The organism is Segatella asaccharophila, assembly GCF_054687055.1.
Genome location: NZ_BAACAN010000001.1, coordinates 135,081 through 158,619, shown reverse-complemented (window position 1 = coordinate 158,619; position 23,539 = coordinate 135,081). Strand labels below are relative to the sequence as shown.

21 protein-coding genes are annotated in these 23,539 nt (G+C 44.1%); 13 read left to right on the top strand and 8 right to left on the bottom strand.

Going from position 1 to position 23,539, the window contains the following annotated elements; translation table 11 throughout:
- Window positions 1-45: 45 nt before the first annotated feature.
- The gene (locus ACYRYG_RS00605) at window positions 46-2,034 is read left to right on the top strand and encodes a fructose-1,6-bisphosphatase (protein ID WP_460197310.1); all 1,989 of its coding nucleotides are present in this window, start codon (window positions 46-48) and stop codon (window positions 2,032-2,034) included.
- 232 nt (window positions 2,035-2,266) lie between these two features.
- Here ACYRYG_RS00605 and ACYRYG_RS00600 read toward each other — a convergent pair whose 3' ends face one another.
- The 3 genes from ACYRYG_RS00600 to ACYRYG_RS00590 form a co-directional block, all read right to left on the bottom strand.
- Window positions 2,267-2,719, bottom strand: coding sequence for a Fur family transcriptional regulator (locus tag ACYRYG_RS00600; RefSeq protein ID WP_293417184.1), 453 nt, complete (start codon window positions 2,717-2,719; stop codon window positions 2,267-2,269).
- Between the two features lies 1 nt (window position 2,720).
- Window positions 2,721-3,803, bottom strand: coding sequence for an AAA family ATPase (locus tag ACYRYG_RS00595; protein ID WP_293430871.1), 1,083 nt, complete (start codon window positions 3,801-3,803; stop codon window positions 2,721-2,723).
- 213 nt (window positions 3,804-4,016) lie between these two features.
- On the bottom strand, window positions 4,017-4,976 hold the full coding sequence (locus tag ACYRYG_RS00590) for a transporter (RefSeq protein WP_294076979.1): 960 nt from the start codon (window positions 4,974-4,976) through the stop codon (window positions 4,017-4,019).
- 316 nt (window positions 4,977-5,292) lie between these two features.
- Between ACYRYG_RS00590 and ACYRYG_RS00585 the strand changes: the two genes are divergently transcribed.
- From ACYRYG_RS00585 to ACYRYG_RS00570, 4 genes are all read left to right on the top strand, one after another.
- On the top strand, window positions 5,293-6,597 hold the full coding sequence (locus tag ACYRYG_RS00585; protein ID WP_460197308.1) for a hypothetical protein: 1,305 nt from the start codon (window positions 5,293-5,295) through the stop codon (window positions 6,595-6,597).
- A gap of 99 nt (window positions 6,598-6,696) precedes the next feature.
- On the top strand, window positions 6,697-7,977 hold the full coding sequence (locus ACYRYG_RS00580) for an imelysin family protein (protein ID WP_460197307.1): 1,281 nt from the start codon (window positions 6,697-6,699) through the stop codon (window positions 7,975-7,977).
- A gap of 25 nt (window positions 7,978-8,002) precedes the next feature.
- A complete protein-coding gene (locus tag ACYRYG_RS00575; protein WP_293422670.1) occupies window positions 8,003-9,760 on the top strand; it encodes a di-heme oxidoredictase family protein in 1,758 nt (585 codons plus the stop codon).
- 84 nt (window positions 9,761-9,844) lie between these two features.
- A complete protein-coding gene (locus tag ACYRYG_RS00570; RefSeq protein ID WP_460197306.1) occupies window positions 9,845-12,130 on the top strand; it encodes a cytochrome c biogenesis protein in 2,286 nt (761 codons plus the stop codon).
- Between the two features lie 109 nt (window positions 12,131-12,239).
- On the opposite strand, the gene ACYRYG_RS00565 is transcribed toward ACYRYG_RS00570, so the two are convergent.
- Both ACYRYG_RS00565 and ACYRYG_RS00560 read right to left on the bottom strand, forming a co-directional pair.
- Complete coding sequence (locus ACYRYG_RS00565) at window positions 12,240-12,533, bottom strand: hypothetical protein (protein WP_293415662.1); 294 nt, start codon at window positions 12,531-12,533, stop codon at window positions 12,240-12,242.
- 130 nt (window positions 12,534-12,663) lie between these two features.
- Window positions 12,664-13,167 (bottom strand): GNAT family N-acetyltransferase, encoded by a 504-nt coding sequence (locus tag ACYRYG_RS00560; protein ID WP_460197304.1) that lies wholly within the window; start codon window positions 13,165-13,167, stop codon window positions 12,664-12,666.
- Between the two features lie 245 nt (window positions 13,168-13,412).
- On the opposite strand from ACYRYG_RS00560, the gene ACYRYG_RS00555 reads away from it, so the two are divergent.
- From ACYRYG_RS00555 to ACYRYG_RS00545, 3 genes are all read left to right on the top strand, one after another.
- Window positions 13,413-14,336, top strand: coding sequence for a DMT family transporter (locus tag ACYRYG_RS00555; RefSeq protein WP_293415784.1), 924 nt, complete (start codon window positions 13,413-13,415; stop codon window positions 14,334-14,336).
- 183 nt (window positions 14,337-14,519) lie between these two features.
- Entirely contained in the window at window positions 14,520-15,506 is a 987-nt protein-coding gene (locus ACYRYG_RS00550; RefSeq protein WP_293415666.1) for a DMT family transporter, read from the top strand.
- Window positions 15,507-15,670: 164 nt separating this feature from the next.
- A complete protein-coding gene (locus ACYRYG_RS00545; protein ID WP_460197390.1) occupies window positions 15,671-16,672 on the top strand; it encodes a metallophosphoesterase family protein in 1,002 nt (333 codons plus the stop codon).
- 86 nt (window positions 16,673-16,758) lie between these two features.
- Here ACYRYG_RS00545 and ACYRYG_RS00540 read toward each other — a convergent pair whose 3' ends face one another.
- On the bottom strand, window positions 16,759-17,751 hold the full coding sequence (locus ACYRYG_RS00540) for a cation diffusion facilitator family transporter (RefSeq protein ID WP_460197302.1): 993 nt from the start codon (window positions 17,749-17,751) through the stop codon (window positions 16,759-16,761).
- A gap of 16 nt (window positions 17,752-17,767) precedes the next feature.
- Window positions 17,768-18,388 carry a flavodoxin family protein gene (locus ACYRYG_RS00535; protein WP_460197300.1) on the bottom strand — a complete coding sequence of 207 codons (621 nt, stop codon included), beginning with the start codon at window positions 18,386-18,388 and terminating at the stop codon, window positions 17,768-17,770.
- Between the two features lie 285 nt (window positions 18,389-18,673).
- Between ACYRYG_RS00535 and yfcE the strand changes: the two genes are divergently transcribed.
- The 5 genes from yfcE (at window position 18,674) to pdxT (ending at window position 22,454) form a co-directional block, all read left to right on the top strand.
- Window positions 18,674-19,246 carry a phosphodiesterase gene (gene yfcE / locus ACYRYG_RS00530; protein WP_293425195.1) on the top strand — a complete coding sequence of 191 codons (573 nt, stop codon included), beginning with the start codon at window positions 18,674-18,676 and terminating at the stop codon, window positions 19,244-19,246.
- On the top strand, window positions 19,243-19,833 hold the full coding sequence (locus tag ACYRYG_RS00525) for a GNAT family N-acetyltransferase (RefSeq protein WP_293415676.1): 591 nt from the start codon (window positions 19,243-19,245) through the stop codon (window positions 19,831-19,833). The genes yfcE and ACYRYG_RS00525 overlap by 4 nt, the downstream gene beginning before the upstream one ends.
- Before the next feature lie 98 nt (window positions 19,834-19,931).
- Window positions 19,932-20,867: a hydroxymethylpyrimidine/phosphomethylpyrimidine kinase gene (locus ACYRYG_RS00520; RefSeq protein ID WP_293426711.1), complete on the top strand. Its 936-nt coding sequence runs from the start codon at window positions 19,932-19,934 to the stop codon at window positions 20,865-20,867.
- 114 nt (window positions 20,868-20,981) lie between these two features.
- Window positions 20,982-21,857: a pyridoxal 5'-phosphate synthase lyase subunit PdxS gene (gene pdxS / locus ACYRYG_RS00515; RefSeq protein ID WP_293415680.1), complete on the top strand. Its 876-nt coding sequence runs from the start codon at window positions 20,982-20,984 to the stop codon at window positions 21,855-21,857.
- Between the two features lie 3 nt (window positions 21,858-21,860).
- The gene (gene pdxT, locus ACYRYG_RS00510; RefSeq protein ID WP_293415682.1) at window positions 21,861-22,454 is read left to right on the top strand and encodes a pyridoxal 5'-phosphate synthase glutaminase subunit PdxT; all 594 of its coding nucleotides are present in this window, start codon (window positions 21,861-21,863) and stop codon (window positions 22,452-22,454) included.
- A 117-nt stretch (window positions 22,455-22,571) separates the two neighbouring features.
- Here pdxT and ACYRYG_RS00505 read toward each other — a convergent pair whose 3' ends face one another.
- Window positions 22,572-23,537: a F0F1 ATP synthase subunit gamma gene (locus tag ACYRYG_RS00505; RefSeq protein WP_293415684.1), complete on the bottom strand. Its 966-nt coding sequence runs from the start codon at window positions 23,535-23,537 to the stop codon at window positions 22,572-22,574.
- Window positions 23,538-23,539 lie beyond the last annotated feature (2 nt).

The window sequence follows — 23,539 nt, the reverse complement described above, 5'->3', positions numbered from 1 at the left end:
ATTAATTCCAATGATTCCATGAAAACAAAAACACAAGCAAAAACTATGAAGCATTATAACATTGATAAGGACATGAGGTATCTGACCTTATTGTCAAAGAGTTTTCCGAATATCGCCTCGGCGAGTACAGAAATCATCAATCTGGCAGCCATCCTCCACCTGCCAAAGGGTACGGAGCATTTCCTGGCAGATATACATGGAGAGTATGAAGCCTTCCAGCATGTTCTGAAGAATGCATCAGGTAATATCCGAAGGAAAGTGGACGAACTTTTCGGCAACTCGCTCAGAGAACAGGATAAACGCGACCTGTGCACTTTAATCTACTATCCCGAAGAAAAACTGGAGCTGGTCAAACAGACAGAAAAGGATATTAATGACTGGTATCATATCACCCTCCATCGACTCGTAGCCGTCTGCCGGGACGTATCCAGCAAATATACCCGTTCTAAAGTCAGGAAATCATTGCCTGAAGATTTTTCCTATATCATAGAAGAGCTTCTCCACGAGCACACAGAGGATACGAACAAGACGGCATATGTAAATGTAATTGTCGATACCATCATCTCCACAGGTCGGGCTGATGCCTTTATCATCGCTATTGCCAAAGTGATCCAGAGACTGGCCATCGATCAACTCCACATACTAGGTGATATCTACGATCGGGGACCGGGAGCACATATTATTATGGATACCTTACAGAACTACCATTCCTGGGACATCCAATGGGGAAACCATGATATGCTCTGGATCGGAGCAGCCGCAGGAAACGATGCTTGCATCTGTGAAGTGATCCGGGTCTCTTTACGATATGCCAACCTGACTACCCTGGAAGAAGGATATGGCATCAATCTCATGCCTCTGGCCACCTTTGCCATGGCCACCTACAAAGATGATCCCTGCACAGAATTCCTGCCCAAATCTGGCGGTGACATCGCTCATGTAGATGAACGTACCCAGCGGCTTACCGCTCAGATGCATAAAGCCATTGCGATCATCCAGTTTAAGATAGAAAGTCAACTCTACAAGATTCACCCTGAATGGAAGATGGAAGACCGTTGCCTGCTGGACAGGATCGATTACAAAAAGGGAACCATCGAGTTAGACGGCAAGTCCTACCCTCTTTCGTCATGTCACTTTCCTACAGTTGATCCGAAAAACCCATACGAGCTTACTAAAGAAGAAAAGTTCCTGGTACGAAAGCTCCATCGTTCTTTTGCCGTAAGCGAGAAATTACAAGGGCATATCCAACTCATGCTGGCCCATGGCAGCATATATGCCATCTTCAATAACAATCTGCTTTTCCACGCCTCCTGTCCGCTCAACACGGACGGCACCTTGAAAGAAGTTGAAATCTATCCGGGACGCCGCTACAGTGGCCCAAAGTTGATGCATAACATCGAGATTATGGTACGTAATGCATTTCAAACCGATACGGATCCGGAGGAGCGACAATATGATATTGACTTTTTTCTCTACCTCTGGCTGGGGCCTAATTCTCCTCTATTCGACAAGAGCAAGATGGCTACTTTTGAACGTTATTTTATCACTGATCAGGCAACATGGCATGAAGAAAAGGGCAACTACTTTAAACTGCGAGACAATGAAAAAGTAGTTGACTATATATTGGATTCATTTGGTGCAAAGGGCCCCAACAGGCACATTATCAACGGGCATGTCCCCGTCAAGGCGGCACAGGGAGAAAATCCGATCAAGGCAAATGGCAAACTGCTGGTCATCGACGGTGGCTTTTCCAAAGCATACCATAGTGAGACAGGAATTGCCGGTTACACATTGGTGTTCCATAGCCGCAGTCTCCAACTGGTACAGCATGAACCCTTTACCAGTCAGGAAGATGCCATAAGAAGGGGCACAGACATCAAGTCAACTACACAACTTGTAGAGTTGAGTAATCACCGGCTCCTCGTAGCTGACACAGATAAGAGGATAGAGTTGCGCCATCAGATTGATGACTTGGAAGAATTATTATATGCTTACCGGCATGGTATCATTAAGGAATCAGAAAAGAAGAAATAAGATTAAAGCAGGGACAGAAGTTGTCGCATGAAATGCCCTGTCACTTCAACCTGGAAGAATCCTTTTACCATGAATCAGAGGCGGTCACGGTAGTTCTTTAAGGGACCAAAATGCACCATTTCGGTATATCAAAATGCACCATAATGGGGTACCAAAATGGTGCATAATGGGGTACCGAAATGGTGCATTTCGCTTGAGAAGGTAACTACTGCATAATGGTATGGATCATACTTCAGGCATGAGGATGCCTGAATCTCTTGCGAAGACAATCCGGACATATTCCTGTTATCAGGTAATTGGCCGAATGTACTTCATATCCGTCGGGAAGACGGACAGGAGGCAGGGGTACATCATAGAGGCAGGTGGTCCTGTGACATTCCTCACAGAAAAAATGCACATGCATATCATCATCCTCTCTGCTCTCTGTACAGCAGCGGCACATACAAAGTTCATACTTTATACTGCCAACACCATCCTCTATCACATGCACCAAGTGCTGTTCCCGGAACAGGGTCAAAGCACGCGAGATATTTGATTTGTCAATGGTGTGAATGGCTTCCTCCAGTTCCTTCAGAGATAAGGGATGGTTATCTTTGGCCGCCAGGGCTTCCGTAATCACAATACGGTTGGCCGTAGGTTTGATGCCATGACTTTGCAAGAGTTTTATACAAGCTGATTCATCCATTTTATTTTCTTAAGGCTATATTATAGTTATCATAAGTCATATTTCCTGTAATATCCTTGATAACCTTTACGAAGGGAGGGAAATGGACATCTTCCCGTTCCGCTATCCCTTTCACTTCCAGGGTGATAAGATGATTAACAGGCTCAATAAATTTATCAAGTTCAAAAAACTGGCCTTTCCAGATGAAAGTCTTCCGCACTTTCTTGATAGTTTGCCGGTAAGGATCTGCCTGCCTGAGCAGCGAAGTATAGAGGTTATGGGTGAGCGTACGTTCCGTCTCAATCCTTTCATCATCAGCTACCCTCTTTTTGGTCGTCAGGATATTTACCTGTTTGCCCTTCCATACCCGACTGCGCAGGCGCATTTCACACCCCGGCTCAGCGGTCAGATAAGTCTGGGTGATCTCACTCTCGATGCACTCAGGAAGTTGACCGACAATCTCCACTTGATACCTTCTCTCCTTTTCTATCGGCTGTGGCAGAGCCAGCACATCCGAAATTTCCTTTAAAACACGCCTTAACTTGTTCTCGAAGTTATCATGATTGTTGATGACTCTCAGATGAGGATGTCCCGTCCACGCATTAATGATCTTCTTGTCCAGTTGTCTGGCAAGTTCCAGGCCCTCTTTCCTCTGCTTATTATTAGCAGTCGTATAGTACTTCTCCGCTCCATTTGCCGCAGAAACCAGATGCAGCACGGCATCATAACGATTACGTAGAGCTTCCGTATCCGTCCCGCAAGCCTCCGTAATTTTCTTCCACATCTCAGGAGTAAGATACGTAGATATATCCAGCGTACCACGGTCACAGACGATCACGGAGGGTTTCCTATAAGCCTTTGCCATATCCAGGAATTTATCTTCCAGGGACATCTGGGTCTCCAGGGTAGCCTTCTCTTCTTCATAGAAAAAGGTCTTGTTATCCGTAAGATAATTGACACCTCCTTGAGAAAACATGGTAGGCACTTCAGGAATCGTGAACACTTTGAAGCCAATACTTGAGAAATGCTCCATAATTTTTACCAGAGCCGTTGTCTTGCCGGCACAAGGTCCTCCCGTAAGGACAATTTTTTTTATTTCTTCCATGAAATGACAGACAAAAGGCGCGAAAGCATTCGCGCCTTATTTTTTCTAATTTTTTAATCAGAATGCCATCACCTATTAGGTTGGCGTTAATTGAGTAAATCGCCCTTACCGGGGATTCTTTCTCAACTACAAATATAGGAAATCCTCAGAAAACCACCAAATATTTTAACCGGTTTTTCACTCCTGAGGTTCATTCCTTTTATCTGTCAGATCCTACCATTTCAGGTAACCATGCTTCTGTTTATACCAGATCTGGACCGCATTGATAATATTCTGCCAGATCACATAAGCACAAGGAGCTAAACTCGCATAAGGATTCAGGAACTTGATGGTGAGCCAAATTCCGACAACCGTATTTTTCTGTCCCAGAGCCTGTCCGGCACCGATACTGTCCCCATAATGTTTTCCGACTGCCTTGCCGATACTGAATTGCAGGATAGCCAGGACAAGAGGAATGATAAGAAGAACAACCAGCGTCCAGCCCGATATAGGCGCATGGATAATATTTCTAGCCGTCAACCCCATCACTATAGCCAGATTAATCGTCCATAAATAAAAAGCTATATTTTTGTAATGATTAAGCCAGTTGGACAACTGGGGAAGGAATTTCCGAGTAAGCAAGGCAAGAATAAGAGGAACGACAAGTACCATCATTACCTTTTTTAGCACCATGAAAAATGCACCGATAAACGAAATATCGGCACCTTTCTCTACTAGAGGGAAGAATAATGGAATAATAATAGAAGTGACGACATTAGCAATAAGAAGAAATATGGTAAGTGATGCAATATTCCCCCCGAGTTTTTCTGTAATCACTGGAGCAGCGGCAGCTGTAGGACAAATGACGCAAATGAAAACACCTTCAAGCATGAGTTTGATTTCCGGTTCTTTGACAAATTGTATAGCAATAACCGTAAGTCCGGAGAGAGCTGTTCTTATCCCTTGCAAGATGAAGTGCCAGGTGCGGGGCCTCAGATCATGTATCTGCATCTTACAGAACGTGATATAAAGCATCGTTGAGATAATAAACGGCATCAGTTCGATCAATATGGGTCCAGCAAAATCACCTGTAGGTTCAAGAAAAGGAATTTCTGAAAACAACAGATAGACGACCGTCCCGGCAATCAAGGAACAAAGAAGGGTCCAGTTCTTTATAAAATTAATTACCCGCATTAAAAATTTCTCTAATTTTGCTTGCAAAAGTAAACATTTAAAATGGAAATTAATAACAACATGTCATTTATTTTCCAATTTACTTACAACATTTACCTTTTTCAGATTTTAAAAAGGCCATGACCGTGGTTTCAGATTCGACCAAAACAGACTTAAAATGGCTGAAATACCTTAGAATAATGATTCTTGCTCTATGCGATATACCCAAAATCAGGATAGAGATTTTACCAACTTTTAAGTATTGTAAAAACAATCAATAATCTTTAATTTTGCAAGCAAATCTTATAAAATCTTATTAAACGAAAATCAGAAGATAATGAACAAAATTCCAATTTCCCTAATCAGTACGATGCTGTTATTCTGTGGCACGATAAATGCCGGAGCGCAGATCAATGCGGCTGATAGCGTAATGAACCATGTCAAAGGTAACCGCTTAAGTGTGGGCGGATATGGAGAAGCCGTCTATAGTCGTATGTTTTATAGTGACAACGTATACCGTTACTCCAAGCCCGGCAATTACAAAAATGATCCCAGTCATGGACGTTTTGATATACCTCATGCCGTAATTTATCTCGGATACGATTTCGGAAAGGGATGGACCATGGGGTCTGAAATAGAATTCGAGCATGGAGGTACAGGTGCTTCCTTCGAAAAAGAATATGAAGAAGGTGGCGAATGGGAACGAGAAATAGAAAAAGGCGGTGAAGTAGAACTTGAACAATTCTGGTTGCAAAAATCATTCCTGAACAAAAGGTTCAATATTCGTGCCGGACATATTGTCGTTCCGGTAGGGCTGAACAACTCACATCATGAACCCCTTAATTTCTTTACTGTCTATCGTCCTGAGGGTGAAAACACGATACTCCCCTCAACTTGGCATGACACGGGTATCAGCTTCTGGGGCCGTCTGCCACATTGGAAATATGAACTTCAATTTCTTGCCGGACTGGATGCCATGTTTTTCAACACTACTGGTTGGGTTCACAATGGAACACAAGACCCGTTTGAATTCAAGGTTGCCAATAAGTATGCACTTGCCGCACGTATTGATAACACCACCATTCCCGGTTTACGACTTGGATGGAGTGGTTATATCGGGCAAAGCATAGACAATTCTTATACCCGTGATGCTGATGGTCAGGCTTCAAAATATAATGGTACAGTAGCTATAGGCAGTCTTGATTTCACATTCGACAGATGGAACTGGATTATCCGAGGACAAGCTGATTACGGTTATCTCAGTGACGCCTACAATCTTTATTATCTACCGGGAAGACAGACGAAGACATCACCGTATGAGGGTTCGTATGTAGGTAAGAATGCGGTAGCTATCGGAATAGAAACCGGATATGATATTTTCTCCCAAATAGAAAGCATGCGACAGGATAATCAGAAATTCTATGTATTTGGCCGATATGAGTATTACAACCCTTACATCAGAGACCATCGACAGCCCAAAATAGAATATACGAAAAAACAAAATCTTGTTTTTGGCATCAACTATTATCCGGTTCCACAGATTGTCATTAAAGCTGATTACAATCACCGGCTCTTGAAAAGTCCGTACAACAATGAACCTAGTATCAATATTGGCATAGCATACGAGGCATTTTTCCTCTAATTCCGAAGACCGGATAAAAAGCCTCACCATTTGATAAGAGAGTTCCAGTTACAAACCTAAAGATATAATCATATCATACACATAACAAAAATTATTAAAATGAAGAAACATTACAAGAAGTCACTACTTGCCATAGCTGTTTTAGCAATGGCTATCGGATTCTGTGGATGCAGTAATGACAACAACAGCGACAAAAATCAAACAGATCAACTCAGTGTGGGTGACCAGTATCTTCAACATGTACTTATATCCTATGTTGACAACACTATTAACCCTACCTACTCTTCGCTGGCAAAGGAAAGCACCGATCTGTATTCAAGTATAAGCGACCTTCTCTCCGCTTCACAGAAAAATGCCGTTACACAAGAGATGGTAGACAATGCCTGTAAGAGTTGGAAAAATGCACGTTCATACTATGAAAGCAGTGAAGCCTTCCTGCTCGGAGCAGCATCCGATTATGACATCGACCCGCATATAGACACAAGGCCCCTTGACTTGTCTGGTTTTCATTCACAACTCACCAACAAATCAATGGTAGAACGTCTTTCCGGTGATGACGGAGATGTTGTAGCCAATGGTGATCTTGGGCAGACACTCCTGGGCTTTCATGGTATCGAATTCATCCTTTTCCGTGATGGTCAACCTCGTAAAGCCAGTGAACTGAATGCAGACGGTCATGATTCATGGAATCGAAATGGCCTCGATTTCACACAACTCTCAGGAGATTATGAGTTGACTTTTGCGAAGGCTGTAGCAGGAGATCTGCGTAACAGTGTATATCGTCTGGAATGTTGCTGGAACAAAGATGCACCTGCTGACCATCGCCAATTCATAGAAGACCGCCTTGGATGGAGCACTTATATGTTGAGCAATAATAGTATGACCTATGGTGAAAACATGAAAGCAGCAGGACAGATCGGTTCTCTTTACCGTTCAGTAAAAAATGCTGTCTCAGCCATTCTTGTCGGCGATAACGGATGTGGTGGCATTTCAGATGAAGTAGGTCTGACAAAGATAACCAATCCGTTCTCCGGCAAGGATCCAAGTTACATCGAATCACCCTATTCTTATAATTCACTGACTGACTTCTGGGATAACATCCAAAGCATTAACAATGTGTGGAATGGTGGAGTGACAGGCAATCGGTCTGATTATTCAATGGCCGGTTATTTCAAGAAATACAATTCCACTATAGGCAATGAAGTCCAAAACGCCATAGATGATGCCCAAAGTAAAATCAAGGCTATCCCAACTCCGTTTGTTCTGACGTTCAATGCACCGGCCAATAAAACAGCTATACAAGCAGCCATAGATGCATGCAAGAACTTAACTGACATATTGAATAAGGCTGATGATTTTGTCCAGTCCAATAATAAGTAATTTTATAAGTTAAATGAATTCATATATGATTAAGAGGATATACAAACCTTTTTTTCTTTTAGAACTGTTAGTTACCGTCTTGACAGGTTGCAGTGATGATCATTCCATTTCTCCTGTAAATCCAAATGAGAATATTGGGGAACAGGTAGGAAACTTTACAGCAGCTGAATGGTATCCGGGAGGTGTAAAGGGTACCACAAGCAATGAACAAGGTTGTTACAGTAATCCGGCACCAATAGTTGAAGACAATTACGGTCTCTATCAAATTTTCAAGAAAGGTGAGACCTTTTTCGAACATGACTTTACCCTTTTTGACCGTCCCTATACCGGATTGGGACCGGCATGGGTCCGGCCAGGCTGCGAATACTGTCATCCGAAATACGGTCATGGGAAAAGACAGACCAGATATAATGCTTCAGAAATGGGGAATGGATATTTGCTTGTCATTTATCATCCTACTGCCGGAACAGATCCGGACGGAGTAAAATATGCTGCTGACAGTTATGTCCGGCAGGTCACAGGCATGCCGCAGACCAGGGCAATGAGTCCCTTTAAGGCACCGGTAGATGAAAGTGGAATACATATCAATTGGAAGACCGTTACCGGAACTATGCCTTCAGGACTTTCTGCCACTCACTTCCCTGACGGCGAGACCTTCGAACTGATTTATCCGGATGTAACCATTGATGCAACGGCATTTCATACTGATCCCAAACCTGTTAACTATGAGGTACGTTTAGAATCAACTATTGGACTTTATGGTACAGGACTTCTTGATGCGATAAGTGATGATTCCATGAAAGTACAATATCAGAAAGAAGCAGCCAATGGATATGTCAAACTGAATCCTTCGATTTGGAACTCTGCTGCAAATGATTGGGCAAACAGTGCCTGGTATACGCTCGCTGATGGCACGGAACGCATCAAGAAATTCACATACGGTCTAACCCGTGCAGCCCTTCTTGACGGACCGGGTGCCAACGCAATGTGGAACATTACGAATGTTACACGGTCAGACCGTCATTATCTTTACAGTTCAGCCGCCTGGGCTAAAGACATGAGCGAAGATGCAGAGGTTATCAGTACGATACAGCAGGAAGGCAAGAACATCAATTCCCTCCTGCACCCTTATTATGCAGATGGTTCCACAGACAGCATTTCCTATATGGTAAATAAATTGCTGAGCCTCAACAAGAACAATGCAGAGACTCATACCCTATATGAAAAATACTTTGTCAACGGTTCCCCCTGGAATGGTCAGGAAGAAATGACTGATGAAAATTATTATGACTTTGCCGTCTGGCATAAAGGGCTTGGAGTACCTGAAGCCCGCAATCTGGATAACAAAGAAATACAAAGAGGAAAAGAACTTTTCTATAAGATGGGATGCACAAGTTGCCATCGTCCGTCATGGAATATTGTGAAAGATAACAGTTGGATTGATCCCGTATCACGCAAATTCTGTTCTATCGGTAACGGCATGCCGGATTATAGTAACACGACTATCTGGCCCTATACAGACCTTATTGAACACAATCTATACATGATCAATAACATCCGCGGAGGATGGTGCCGTACTACTCCTCTTTGGGGACGAGGACTGTCCACTCAAGAAACAGGTGAAGGAAGTCGCCTGCATGACTGCCGTGCACGAAATGTTACAGAAGCCATTATGTGGCATGCCTACAGCAAAGAAAGTGATGCCTTTTTTGCTGCAAAAAAGTTTTATAATCTTCCCAAGAGTGATCGTGACGCGGTCATTGCTTTCATTAATGCGATATAAATGTAATCTGCTTAATATTTACTATGTGATTTTTCAGGCTAAAGGAACAACAAAATGTTTCTTTAGCCGTTATTATTCCAATATATGATCAAGAAAACTATCATTTCCATATATATCCTGCTCATCGTAGCACTCGCCACAGCGACCTTTGTGGAAAACATTGAAGGTACTCCATTCACAGACCAGTACTTCTACGGTTCCTGGTGGTTTATCCTTCTGTGGGCCTTGCTCATCATTACCGGCCTTTTCTATATCTTCCGGCATCTTTCACCTGCCCGTCATCTCTCTACGTTGATTCTCCATCTTTCCATGGTAATTATCCTTATCGGTGCCATGCTCACGCATACCCTTGCATTCAAAGGAATGATGTATCTGCGGGGTGACCAACCCACAAACCACGTAGAAGAGCAAAAGGATGACGGTACACCAGAAAGCATGTACCTGCCCTTTTCGGTGCGTCTGGATCACTTTAACATCACATATCATAAAGGTACAACTGCACCAAGTAATTTCATCACAAAGTTCAAGATTATCGACGGGGCGAAAACGATCCCGGCAAAAGTATCCATGAATCATATCTTCATGTATAAGGGTGTACGCTTTTATCAAGCCAGCTACGACACAGACAATATGGGGAGCTATCTAAGTGTCAGCAGGGATCCTTATGGTATTACCGTTACCTACATCGGCTATGCCCTGCTCTTCTTCAGTCTTTTCTGGCTATTACTGGACCCCAAAGGGACTTTTCGCCAACTCCTCCATAAGGTGTCTGTCCGTAACGGTTTACTGACCCTGGCTCTGCTCATGGGCCCATTCTGTATCCAGTCTCCACGGGCTGCTACCGTCATCCCTCAGGAAACAGCAAAAAAGTTCGGGCGGTTATTCATCAATTATGACAACCGGATCTGTCCCTTACAAACTTTTGCCCTCGATTTCACCAACAAACTCCATAATAGCAGAAGTTATAAAGGCATGACAGCTGAACAGGTCGTGATGAGTTGGATATTCTACTCTTCTGAATGGGATCAAGAACCGTTCATCCGGATCAAGAATACAGATATACGCCATCGCTTTGACCTGCCGGAATATGCAAATGTAAATGACTTCTTCAGAAACGGCGACTACATACTCGGACCCACCATCCAGGAATATGCTCAAGGCCAAGCAGATGGATTCCATAAAGCCTGTGCTGATCTGGACGGAAAGTTACAACTGATAATGGAGCTCCAACATGGAAATATTCTGACCATCTTTCCTTCCGAAGAACAAGGGCAGATAGTCTGGTACTCACCTGTGAGCAAGTTGGATAGAGCAGTTTCCAAGAAAGACCGTTACTTTATCAGAGAACTTCTCCCCTTACTCTCTCTCCAACTGAAACAGAAGCAGATACGAAACGTCAACCATATTCTTGATAAAACACTAAAATATCAGGAAAGGCACGGAAGCGCTTCCATACCGAGTCAAACCAAAGTACAAGCCGAACTGGTATACAATCGTATACCCCTTACCACCATCCTGGCCACGACCGATCTCACGATAGGACTATTGCTCTTTGTCCTCATCGTAACCTACACGATAAAGCAGGAGCAGGCCGTAAAAGTCCAGATCACAGTCTCTATGAAATTACAGCATTTCATTGCCCCTGCGGCAACCGTGCTCCTCACTCTCTCAGAGCTAGCCCTAACCCTTGTGCTTGCCTTACGCTGGATGATCAGCGGGACGATCCCCCTGTCCAATGGCTATGACACAATGCTTGTCCTGTCCTGGTTCAGTATACTGATTACTCTTATTGCTGCCTTATCAAACCGTCGGATGGCAACCCTTTTCTCTGCTTTCGGTTTTCTGCTGAGCGGATTCTCCCTTCTGGTGAGTCACATCGGTCAGATGGATCCAGCTATAGGACCAGTGATGCCCGTTCTGAATAGTCCCCTGCTCAGCATTCATGTCAGTCTGATGATGATGAGCTACGCACTGTTAGGACTTACTTTTATCTGTAGTCTGACAACCTTGATATTATTCCTGCTCCATCCTTCCTCCATCGACGACCTCACACCAGAATCTCCGCCCGTTACCCTTATGGATCTTTCCCGAATATTCCTTTACCCAGCCATAGTTACCCTCGGGACAGGCACTTTTATAGGCGCCATCTGGGCAAATATCAGTTGGGGCAGCTACTGGAGCTGGGACCCGAAAGAGACCTGGGCACTCATCACCTTCATGGTCTATGCCATTCCCCTGCATTCCAAGGGCCTGACGATTTTGCATAAACCACTCTTTTATCATGCTTACATGATACTAGCCTTCCTCGTACTCTTAATGACCTATTTCGGGGTCAACCTGTTTCTGGGAGGAATGCACAGTTATGCTTAGGCGGAATTTCAGAAGATCATCGGCAATGAATATTGTCATGGAATAAAAAAAGGAAGCAGATGAGACTACTCACCAACTCCCGGAATGAGCCAGTAACCATCCTCATGGTTTAAGTCCAATACTCTTTCTCACCGGTTTCTTTCATCTCTCCCCCACACTTCGGACAAGTATGGCCGTCCCATTTCTTGATCCGGTCAGACCCACAATTCAGGCACAACCGGCCCACCAAAGAATTATAGGAAGGGGCCGCATCACCAATGATTCCTCCTACGACTAAAGGTTGCAAGGTGTGACAATCCGGGCATGAGACCATATCTATCTCCTGTCCCATAAAACCTTTCCCTTCATAGACATCAACTTCATAGCCACACCTTTCACATCTGTACTTCCTTTTCCATGCCATATCACCTTACCTTCAATATTCTTACGATCTGTCCTTACCAAAGGTCTGTTCTGTCTGCAAGACAAAACCACAGGATCTGATGTTAGCCGGACCGCCTCCAACATTCATTAATATCATACATAAAAACCTTTTAAAGCATTTTTTCAAAAGCCATCCTGGAGCCCTGGACATATTGTATTTTGCCGCAATAAGAAAATCCTAACTGATGAAAGATTTTCTGCATATAGTTGTTATCTTCACTGGTGTCTATTCTAAAACTGGGCACCCCCTTTACTTTTGCTAAGACTTCAACCCGTTTCATCAGTCCCGTAGCGACACCCTTATGCTTCATGGCATCCGGAACAGCCAGTCGATGCAGCACCACATAGGGTCCGGAAGAAAGCCATTTTCCATCAATAGTATCATAGACAGGTTCACCACTGAAGACCATAGCACAATAAGCGATCGTCTTACCTTGCTGGCAAAGCACATACCCCTGATGAGAATGAATATCATTCACTATATGTATCCTCGCAGGATAATGCTCATCCCATTGATGCTTATTCTCCCTCATCATCTGTGCCTTGGCCTGACGTATGATCACAAGAATTTCATTCAAGTCCGCAGCTGAAGCTAATCTGAACGTACAATCCATATTTGTCTTTTTATAGCCAAAATTACGTGAAATCCCTCAAATTCCCAAAATAAAAAAGACTTATTGTACACTATTTCACATTTCTCCTCTTATTAGCCGGGGCAGAACGGCTCGGAAATGAATTTTATTTGCATTTTTATGTTATATGTGGATATTATTTTGTATCTTTGCCTAGGAAAGCAAAGAAAGAGATGAAAAGCAAGAAGGAAGAACAAATGCGTCAACAAAAATCTATTGCGATGACAATGGTACGGATCCAGAACTTACGGCATATTATCCATACGAAAGACCAGTCAAAATGGACAGGTCATGCCGTTGCCATTCTGACCGTTGCCTGCTGGGGTGGCACGTTTATAAACACCAAATATTTATTGATAGGAGGAATGCAGCCACATGAAATATTCTTCGTCCGTTTTCTTCTGGCCTATCTTTGCATCTGGTTTATCTCACCCAGAAAACTGTTCTGCAACAACTGGAAAGATGAACTGACGATGCTCTTGTTAGGGATCACAGGCGGATCTCTTTATTTCTGGGCAGAAAACACAGCCGTCCAACTTACTTTTGTAAACGATGTGTCGTTTATCATCTGTATGGCACCACTGTTTACCATCTTCTTTGCAACTATCTTTCTGAAGAACGTAAAAGTTTCACAGAAACTCATTACAGGTTCCGCCATTGCTCTGGCAGGAGTGGCAATAGTTATTTTCAACGGGCATTTTGTACTCCATCTCAATCCGTCAGGAGATGCCCTTGCCCTATTGGCCTCCTTCTGTTGGGGAATCTACAGTCTGGTCATCAAACGTGCCTCAGACAGATATTCCGCCACATTTATCACTCGTAAAATATTCTTTTACGGACTGGTTACCATCCTTCCCGTATTCCTGTTTAAGCACTGGAGTTTTCCACTGAGAAATTTTGAGAAACCGGAAATCTGGCTGAACCTTCTTTTTCTCGGAGTGGTCGCTTCCTTTGCCTGCTATCTGATGTGGAGTTGGTCTGTCAGAAAGATAGGAGCATTGAAAACCGCCAATTACAATTATCTGAATCCGATCTCCACCGTTATCTTCAGTGCCTTATTCCTCAAAGAACCATTGACCCCCATTGCCTTCGCAGGAGGTGCACTCATTCTTCTGGGAGTATTTATGGTCAACCGGTCCAAGGGAATCTAAAAGCATTTATAGGCATATTCCCATATTTTCTAAAGTTTATCTTCATAGAAACATCGACTTCAGCCCTTCCTGTCTTTTCAGATCTCAGCTAACCCGGAGTTCCTCAAGGGACAAAATACAGTAGTCTATTGTTCCTCATTTCCTATTTTTTGCGTAACTTTGCCGCGAATAAGGAAATACTGGATGGAAAAAGAGAGAAACAAGCAAGGAGAAAGAGAGGAGAATGAATCTGTAAAAGTTGCCGGACAATCAGAAAATGGAGGAAAAGAACCAACCAGCAAAAAGGACAACTCCATCATTTTTGCCCATCTTGTTGCAGTAATAACAGTAGCCTGCTGGGGCTGCACTTTTGTAAACACCAAATATTTACTACGGGACGGTTTAGAGCCGCAGGAAATCTTTATTGTCCGCTTCCTGCTGGCTTATCTATGCATCTGGTGGATTTCACCCAAAAAGATTTTCTGTGAAAGTTGGACCGACGAGCTAACAATGCTGGTTCTTGGTGTTACCGGTGGATCCATGTATTTCTTATCCGAAAATACGGCTGTAGGGCTCACCTATGTAAATAATGTCGCCTTTATCGTCTGCACGGCACCATTGATTACGACCTGTCTGGCGATTACCTTCATCAAAAGCATCAAAGCATCTTCACTCCTGATTATCGGTTCACTGACCGCCTTGGCCGGAGTAGGAGCCGTCATATTCAATGGACACTTTGTATTGCACCTCAGTCCGTCGGGAGATTTACTGGCACTCACGGCAGCCATCTGCTGGGCTGTATATAGTCTGGTGATGAAACGGGCATCCCAAAAATATTCAGCCCTATTCATTACCCGGAAAGTGTTCTTCTATGGCATTATTACCATCCTTCCGGTATTCCTCTTCCAGCACTGGAATTTTCCTTTAGACCACTTCAGAAAAACTGAAGTATGGGTTAACCTTCTCTTCTTAGGGATCGTTGCCTCCTTTATCTGTTTTCTGTTATGGAACTGGGTTATTGGCAAGATTGGCGCACTAAAAGCTTCCAATTATATTTATCTAAATCCAATTACGACGGTAATAGCAAGTGCCCTGTTCCTCAACGAGCCTTTAACACCAATTGCCTGTCTTGGAGGAGGATTGATTCTGATCGGCGTATTTCTTGCTAACAATGCCAAGCATTTGGGGTGAACATATCTGGTCCAACTGCTACAGACTGAAAAAAACGAGAAAAGCGAATTATTCTCATCATTTTTATATACTTTTGTACCGAATTAAAAACGTCCGGAACAGACTACCTATCAAGTCCTTATAAGACTACATAAATCTGCAAAAGCGAAAACGAGTAAGATATGTTGAAAAAAACAAGTTTCATTTTTTCTCTGCTCTGTCTGATCGTACTCAGCATACAGGCCCAGGGTCTCAAGTTCCATGACGGGCAATTTAAGATCGTTCAGTTTACCGATCTTCATTATCAACCCGCTAACCCAGCTTCCCAGCAGGCAATAGATTGTATTAAAGAAGTAATAGGAAAGGAAAAACCTGACCTGATCATCGTCACAGGTGATATTATCTATGCAAGACCAGGGAACACGGCACTACAGAGTCTGCTCAACCTTTTCAGTAGTCAGAAAACTCCTTTTTGTATGATCTTAGGCAACCACGATCCCCAACAAGGAACATCTGCCACTACCTTATATGATATGATGCAGAAAACGCCATACGATATACAACCCGTCAGAAGAGGCAATTCCCTGGACTATGTCTTACCGGTCAAATCAGAAAACGGTCTTCAGACAGAAGCGCTCATTTACTGTTTTGATACCCATTCATTTAATAAAATACCCGATGTCGGTGGTTATCGGGAATTCTCATTTTCCCAACTATCCTGGTACAGAAGCACCAGCGCCAGGTATACCAAGGCCAACAGAGGGAAACCTCTGCCAGCAATCGCTTTCATGCATTATCCATTACCGGAATATAATGAAGCCGTATCGAATCCACAAGTGGTCATGTATGGAATAAGAATGGAAAGGGCCTACGCCCCCAAACTCAATTCCGGTATGTTCGCTGCCATGAAAGAATGTGGTGATGTGATGGGCGTATTCTGCGGACATGATCATGACGATGACTACTCCTTGATGTATTACCATGTCCTTCTCGCCCACGGACGATTCTCCGGAGGAAACACGGTATACAACCATCTGCGAAATGGTGCCAGGGTTATTGTGTTGAAAGAAGGCCAGAGAAGTCTGGATACCTGGATCCGAGAAAGAGGCGGACAAGTAGTCGATAAGACCTCTTATCCTTCAAGCTATACCAAAGACAACTGGAAACTGAGGAATTCAACACATTAAAGGCAGAATACTCCCTGGCGTTGTGAGTATGTTGCGCCTCCTTATCGAAAAGGACAAATGATCGTTGACCATCTGCGCAGCTCCCCTTAATGGTTCTCAGGATAACAGACGGCGGGTAAATCAGGATCCTCATATTTCCCATTGATCTTCACCGGTTCAGGATGAATGGTAATGATGGTCCCGGCGCCAAAATGCTTGCGGAGTCTGTCTTCAATATGTGTAGAATGCTGATGCGCTTCATAAAGTGTCAGTTGGCCCGGCATGCGAAGATGCATTTCTATAGCTATCTGGTTACCGATGCGGCGTGTCCGCAGGTTATGGATACCACTTACCCCCTGTTCACTTTTTGCAATCTCCACGATTTCATTTTCCATACTGTCCGGGAGGCTCTCGTCCAAAAGTTCACCTACCGACTGCCTGATTAGTTTCCATGAAGTCACGATAATAAAGATGCTGACCACAATAGCAGCGATGGGATCCAGGACAGCCCATTTCTGTCCCAAGATGACAGCCCCGCCGATCCCCAAGGCTGTCCCTACAGAGGACAAAGCATCACTGCGATGATGCCAGGCATTGGCCACCACCGCTTCCGAATGAACTTTCTTACCAGCAGCAGCCGTAAAACGGTAGCACCATTCCTTGATGGCTACACTCACAAGGGCAGCGATAAAGGCTACAATACCCGGTTGTACGAGAATGACACCATTAATGGCTTTCCACGTTTTAGTGATTCCATTATAGCAGATCATCAAACCGACACCCAATAGAGCAATACCGATAACGGCAGTAGCCAGGGTTTCATATTTTCCATGACCATAATCATGGCCTTTATCCTTGGGCTTATTGCTCAGTTTGACAAAAAGCAGAACTACAATATCCGTAATAAAATCAGCCAGGGAATGGACCGCATCCGCAATCATCGCAGCAGAATGCCCCAGAATACCGGCTGCAAATTTGAATATCAAGAGAAAGATATCCACTCCACTCCCGGCCCATGTCACCTTATAGATTTCATGTTCCCGTTTTCGTTCCTGGACATCCGCACTATTTCCCTTTTCAACCTTATTATTCTGAACCATACATATTTTACCCCCCTTATTCTTTAATAAAATTTGTATGATACCGTACTTCAGTTTCAGGAAGTCCGTTTTTGATCTTTTCTGCAGAAATAGCTCTCATCAGGAAAGCCATACTCCTGGCCAGAACACGCATGGTCTGAAGACCCTCAAGATCCTGTTCCACTTCCTCAACGGTATTCCCATGAACCTCGTTCCAATACTGACTGGAAACCACAGGCATCTCGGCTATTGAGAAATACCTGTTGATCATATCAAGGGAGGCAACAGACCCTGCCCTACGGCAAGAAGCGACAGCCGCACCAACTTTCATCCGTTTGCTGAACTTTGTACTCATGAAAAGACGGTCTAGAAAAGACTTGATCGTTCCTGCAGGCGAGGCATAATAAACAGGTGTGCCAATTACTATACCGTCCGATGTCTCAAACTCAGGAGCGACTTCATTGACTACATCATCAAAAACACACCTGCCTGTCGACTTACACTTATAACAGGCGATACAACTCTGAACAGGTTTTTGACCAACATGGATCATATCTGTTTCGATGCCATTCTGATTCAACGTAACTTCTATCTCATGAAGGGCACGCCAAGTACACCCTTTCAGATGAGGACTGCCATTTACTAATAATACTTTCATCTTCTTTGTTTTAAAGATATATCCGAGAACTTTCACTTTCACAAAGATACTGAATTTCTTTGACAGCCAAAATAAAAACTCAAGAAAAACAGCAGTTGGGACATTTACTAATCCATATCAACTGCCCTCTCCGGATTTTATGCTTCAAACAGCCTTTACCACTTTTTCTGTCCCCCGCTGTCTTGTATGTGAAGTCCCGGACAGAATAAGATCTGTCAGATTGCAAATTTGAAGAATTTTCAGTATATTTGCAATCCATCAATTTCATTCAACAAAGACAACTCTATGAAATATTTTATCCTATCAGACATTCACGGCTCCTTGCCGGCATTACAAAAAGCCCTGGCAATCTATCACCAACAGCATTTTGACATGCTCTGTATTCTGGGAGACATCTTGAACTATGGTCCCCGCAACCGTATTCCGGAAGGACTGGATCCCAAAGGTATTGCAGAAATTCTCAACGGTATGGCTGACGAGATCATAGCAGTACGGGGCAACTGTGACTCTGAAGTAGATCAGATGCTGCTTCATTTTCCTATTCAGCAAACCTATATGCTTCTCGTTGACGAAGGAAAGAAATTATTGCTTACCCACGGTCATATCTATCAAAAGGGCCATCTCCCCCAAGGACATTTTGATGCCGTCTTTTACGGCCACACCCACTACTGGGAGCTCACCCCGGAAGAACCGGGAAAAGGTGACCAGCCAGAACAACCTATCATCTGTAATACAGGATCCATCACTTTTCCCAAAGGTGGCAATCCCCCAACCTTTGCCGTCTATGAAAACGGAAGAATAACTGTCTTCACGTTAAGTGGCACACCTCTCAAATCACTTCAGATCGGATCACGATGAACATCAGGAAAGCCAGGATTACCGAAAAGGATGCCATTTCAACTCTGATCATGGAAGCAATGGATGCAGAGTGCTGCCAATATTTAGCAGGGCCAGAACATACTTTGGAGGATTTTCATTATCTCATCAGCCAGTTGGTCGCAGAGGAAGAAACCCTGTATAGTTACCGGAACACCCTGGTAGCTATTGATAGTAACGGGCAGGTGGCAGGAGCCTGTGTATCCTATGACGGAGCAGATTTTCAACGCCTCCGCAGACCTTTTATTCAAAAGGCTAAAAAGGTCTTTAACATAGACCATAGTCAAATGAAAGAAGAGACCCATGCAGGTGAACTCTATGTAGACAGCCTATGTGTAGCTGAGCCCTTCCGTCATCAAGGCATCGCAACAGCCTTATTGAAGGCTACGGCTGCCAAAGCATACCGATTAGGAATAAGTACGGTAGGATTGCTTGTAGATCAGGGTAATCCAGGGGCAGAAAGGCTCTATCGCTCATTAGGATTCCGATATGCTGAGGATACCTCCTGGGCAGGACACCCTATGAGACACCTTGTGCAGAAGGTAACAGAAACTGCTGGAAATTCATAAATTGTTATACAAAGTTTCGTTTCTTTTGCCAAAACGGGAACAGAATTTTGCTATTCTGACAAAATTCCGTTACTTTGCAACCGAACAGAAAACAGGCAATGACCACTATTTTGACCATCACAGGTTCTGACAGCACCGGAGGTTCTGGTGTACAGGCTGATATCAAGACCATATCTGCCTTAGGAGGTTATGCCTTGTCAGCCATCACTTCCATTACGGTTCAAAACACACTGGGCATCCAGGCCTTCTATGATGTTCCGGCAGAGATCGTCAAGGGACAGATGGAGGCGATCATCAATGATATGCAGCCGGATGTCGTCAAGATAGGCATGATCCGCAATGTGAACACATTACAGGCAATCGTAGAGGAGCTCATCCAGTATAAGCCACGGTATGTTCTCTATGATCCTATAGCCTATTCCAGCAACGGTGACCAACTCATGTCCGATGATGTGATCATGCAGATCCGCCACCTGCTGCTCCCGCTCTGCTCAATAGTTATCCTGCGTAAACACGAGGCGGAGCTGATACTGGGAGAAGACCATGATGTTCATGTCCTCTATCTGGACGATCACCAGATGCACGGACAGACCAATGCGTTCTCCTCAGCCATTGCGGTCTATCTGAGCAGGGGGCTTACAGAGCAGGAGGCAGTCCGTGAAGCCCGTGAATACATCAATCTGCAAGTATCACGCGCCAAAGGACCACTGAGTAGAAGTACAGACCTATATAATGAATTCATCGATACTGTAAGCCGTCACTTCCATACAAACAGTGATGTTGCCTTCTACGCCAACTGCCTCAATGTGAGCAGCCGTTATCTGGCACAGGTCACACATCGAATATCAGGGAAGTCTCCCAAAAGCATCATCGATAAAACCATCACAGATGCTATCGAAATGGAATTGAAGACTACTCGCAAAACTGTTCAGGAAATCGCCTACGATTTTCATTTCCATTCACAGGCTCACTTCACGAAGTTTTTCAAGAAACAGACCCGTATGACACCGGTAGCCTACCGGAAATCGCATTGAAATAGTACAACTTCAGCCCGAACGGATAAAAACAACAATTCATTTGCACTTTTATTCGGATCAAAAAGGGCTGGGATCATTTATCATATCATTCATTTAAAATCCAATTGAGAAATGAAAGAAGACAGACAAACTTTAAACCGCAATCTGGCCCAGATGCTAAAGGGCGGTGTAATCATGGACGTGACAACACCAGAACAAGCTAAAATTGCCGAAGATGCCGGTGCATGTGCCGTAATGGCCCTGGAAAGAATTCCCGCTGACATTCGCGCTGCCGGCGGAGTATCCCGCATGAGTGATCCAAAAATGATCAAGAGCATTCAGAAAGCCGTATCCATCCCCGTCATGGCCAAATGCCGTATTGGTCATATCGCAGAAGCACAAATCCTGCAGGCTATCGACATTGACTATATTGATGAGAGTGAAGTACTCTCTCCGGCTGATGATGTCTATCACATAGACAAAACTAAATTTGAGGTCCCCTTTGTATGTGGTGCAAGAAACCTGAGTGAGGCCCTGCGGCGCATCGCAGAGGGCGCCACGATGATCAGAACCAAAGGTGAGCCAGGTACAGGAGATGTCGTTCAGGCAGTTAAACATATCAGAATCATGCAAAGTGAAATCCGCCGCCTGTCCTCCATGCAGGAAGATGAACTTTATGAAGCAGCCAAAAATCTGCAGGCCCCCTATTCTCTCGTTAAATATGTCCATGATCATAAGAAATTGCCAGTGGTTAACTTTGCTGCGGGAGGAGTTGCCACTCCTGCTGATGCAGCCCTGATGATGGAACTTGGCGCAGAAGGTGTATTCGTGGGGAGTGGTATCTTCAAAAGTGGCAATCCTGCCAAGCGGGCAGATGCTATCGTCAAGGCCGTAACCAATTACAAAGATCCGAAAAAACTGGCCGAACTTTCCGAGGACCTCGGCGAAGCTATGGTCGGCATCAATGAAGAAGAAATATCTGTATTAATGGCGGAAAGAGGAAAATAACCAATGAGAATTGCAGTCTTGGCTCTCCAGGGAGCATTCATAGAACACGAAAAGATGTTACAGGAACTGGGCATTGGAACTTTTGAAATCAGGCAGTTGTCTGACTGGCAGCAAAAGAAAGATGCACTGATCATTCCCGGTGGAGAAAGCACGACACAACTTAAACTCCTCCAGGACCTTAATCTGTTGAATCCTGTTCGTGATTCCATAAAAAAGGGACTTCCAGTCTTCGGCACTTGCGCAGGACTGATCCTGCTCGCCAAAAGAGTAAGCGGAGAAAACTTTGACAGGATTTCCACCATGGATATTACGGTATGCCGCAATGCCTATGGACGCCAGACAGGGAGTTTTTATACTGAAGCCACGGTCCGTCATGTCGGAGAAAAGATCCCCATGACTTTTATCCGTGCCCCTTACATCCAATCTGTAGGTGGAAATACCGAAATACTCTCTACCGTCGGAGGTCATATCGTAGCCGCCCGTGAAGGCAACCAACTCGTGACAGCCTTCCACCCGGAACTGAACTGCGATCCTTCAATACATAAGTTCTTCATTGAGGAAATCTGTAAAAAGGAAATGACAGGTCATAAAATCTGAAAACTATCCTTTTCAGAAGGGGAAGAACCCAAAATTGAGGAGATAAAGTTGTTTATCAGGAAACAAAAAAAAACGGGATGCCAAATGGGTATCCCGTTTCTTATGTTTAGAGGTGTATCAGTTTCTGACTGATCCACCTTCCATATCCAGCAGTTCATTTGTAATGGCTTGCTGGCGGCTTTTGTTGTATTGCAGATTCAGATTATGAAGAATATCATCTGCATTATCTGTTGCCGTTTGCATGGCTACCATACGGGCAGCGTGCTCACTGGCCAGACTGTCCAGCAATGCTGTATAGATCATCAAATGCAATAATTTAGGAACCAAAGACTGAAGGACAGTTTTCAAGTCTGGCTCAATAATGAAATCATCATTCAATTGAGCAACCTGGATCTTTCCCCTCTGTTCCGTTTCCCTCTTCTTTCTCAAATACTCCTGTACCCGGGCAGAGGTTTTATTGGAGGACAGGTCACGATCATTATCTGCGCCAATAGCCTCTGTGGAGAGATCTATGGGCAGGAACACCTTACGAGTAAGGATCTGACGGCCCGCACTCTTAAAGTGATGGTAGATCAGTTCCACATGATCGAGGTCTCCTTTCAGAAACTTCAGTGCAACATCCCGGCCGATTTTTTCACATTGCTGTGCATTAGGTTTATCTACAAGATCCTGATAATTACCAATGGATTGTAGTCCTAACTTCCTGACCGCCTCAGCGACCTTCTGACCTATAGGATAGATGAGTACCTTGATGCCTTTGGCCTGATATTCCTGCACGGCCGTCCACATCATTTTGATGACATTCGCATTAAAGCCTCCACACAAAGAATTGTTGGAGCTAAAAACAATCAACGCAGCCGTCTTCACTTCACGCTGATTCTGAAACACACTCTCAGGTTCAGGCATGGACACCAAGAAACTCTTGAGAATATGTTCAAGTAAATTCTCGTATGGCAGCATATTTTGAATCGCTACCTGAGCATGATGAAGTTTAGAAGACGCCACCATCTTCATCGCACTCGTAATCTTACGAGTACTCTTTACACTGGCGATACGGGTTTTTATCTCTTTTAATGAAGGCATGG

Excerpts from the sequence above, each read along its gene's own strand:
- ACYRYG_RS00520 (WP_293426711.1), top strand. The coding sequence starts at position 19,932 with ATGACCACTATTTTGACCATCACAGGTTCTGACAGCACCGGAGGTTCT.
- pdxT (WP_293415682.1), top strand. The coding sequence starts at position 21,861 with ATGAGAATTGCAGTCTTGGCTCTCCAGGGAGCATTCATAGAACACGAA.
- ACYRYG_RS00550 (WP_293415666.1), top strand. The coding sequence starts at position 14,520 with ATGGAAAAAGAGAGAAACAAGCAAGGAGAAAGAGAGGAGAATGAATCT.
- ACYRYG_RS00590 (WP_294076979.1), bottom strand. The coding sequence starts at position 4,976 with ATGCGGGTAATTAATTTTATAAAGAACTGGACCCTTCTTTGTTCCTTG.
- ACYRYG_RS00605 (WP_460197310.1), top strand. The coding sequence starts at position 46 with ATGAAGCATTATAACATTGATAAGGACATGAGGTATCTGACCTTATTG.
- ACYRYG_RS00570 (WP_460197306.1), top strand. The coding sequence starts at position 9,845 with ATGATCAAGAAAACTATCATTTCCATATATATCCTGCTCATCGTAGCA.
- ACYRYG_RS00560 (WP_460197304.1), bottom strand. The coding sequence starts at position 13,167 with ATGGATTGTACGTTCAGATTAGCTTCAGCTGCGGACTTGAATGAAATT.
- ACYRYG_RS00600 (WP_293417184.1), bottom strand. The coding sequence starts at position 2,719 with ATGGATGAATCAGCTTGTATAAAACTCTTGCAAAGTCATGGCATCAAA.
- ACYRYG_RS00540 (WP_460197302.1), bottom strand. The coding sequence starts at position 17,751 with ATGGTTCAGAATAATAAGGTTGAAAAGGGAAATAGTGCGGATGTCCAG.
- yfcE (WP_293425195.1), top strand. The coding sequence starts at position 18,674 with ATGAAATATTTTATCCTATCAGACATTCACGGCTCCTTGCCGGCATTA.
- ACYRYG_RS00565 (WP_293415662.1), bottom strand. The coding sequence starts at position 12,533 with ATGGCATGGAAAAGGAAGTACAGATGTGAAAGGTGTGGCTATGAAGTT.
- ACYRYG_RS00575 (WP_293422670.1), top strand. The coding sequence starts at position 8,003 with ATGATTAAGAGGATATACAAACCTTTTTTTCTTTTAGAACTGTTAGTT.
- ACYRYG_RS00585 (WP_460197308.1), top strand. The coding sequence starts at position 5,293 with ATGAACAAAATTCCAATTTCCCTAATCAGTACGATGCTGTTATTCTGT.
- ACYRYG_RS00505 (WP_293415684.1), bottom strand. The coding sequence starts at position 23,537 with ATGCCTTCATTAAAAGAGATAAAAACCCGTATCGCCAGTGTAAAGAGT.
- ACYRYG_RS00580 (WP_460197307.1), top strand. The coding sequence starts at position 6,697 with ATGAAGAAACATTACAAGAAGTCACTACTTGCCATAGCTGTTTTAGCA.
- ACYRYG_RS00555 (WP_293415784.1), top strand. The coding sequence starts at position 13,413 with ATGGTACGGATCCAGAACTTACGGCATATTATCCATACGAAAGACCAG.
- ACYRYG_RS00525 (WP_293415676.1), top strand. The coding sequence starts at position 19,243 with ATGAACATCAGGAAAGCCAGGATTACCGAAAAGGATGCCATTTCAACT.
- pdxS (WP_293415680.1), top strand. The coding sequence starts at position 20,982 with ATGAAAGAAGACAGACAAACTTTAAACCGCAATCTGGCCCAGATGCTA.
- ACYRYG_RS00595 (WP_293430871.1), bottom strand. The coding sequence starts at position 3,803 with ATGGAAGAAATAAAAAAAATTGTCCTTACGGGAGGACCTTGTGCCGGC.
- ACYRYG_RS00535 (WP_460197300.1), bottom strand. The coding sequence starts at position 18,388 with ATGAAAGTATTATTAGTAAATGGCAGTCCTCATCTGAAAGGGTGTACT.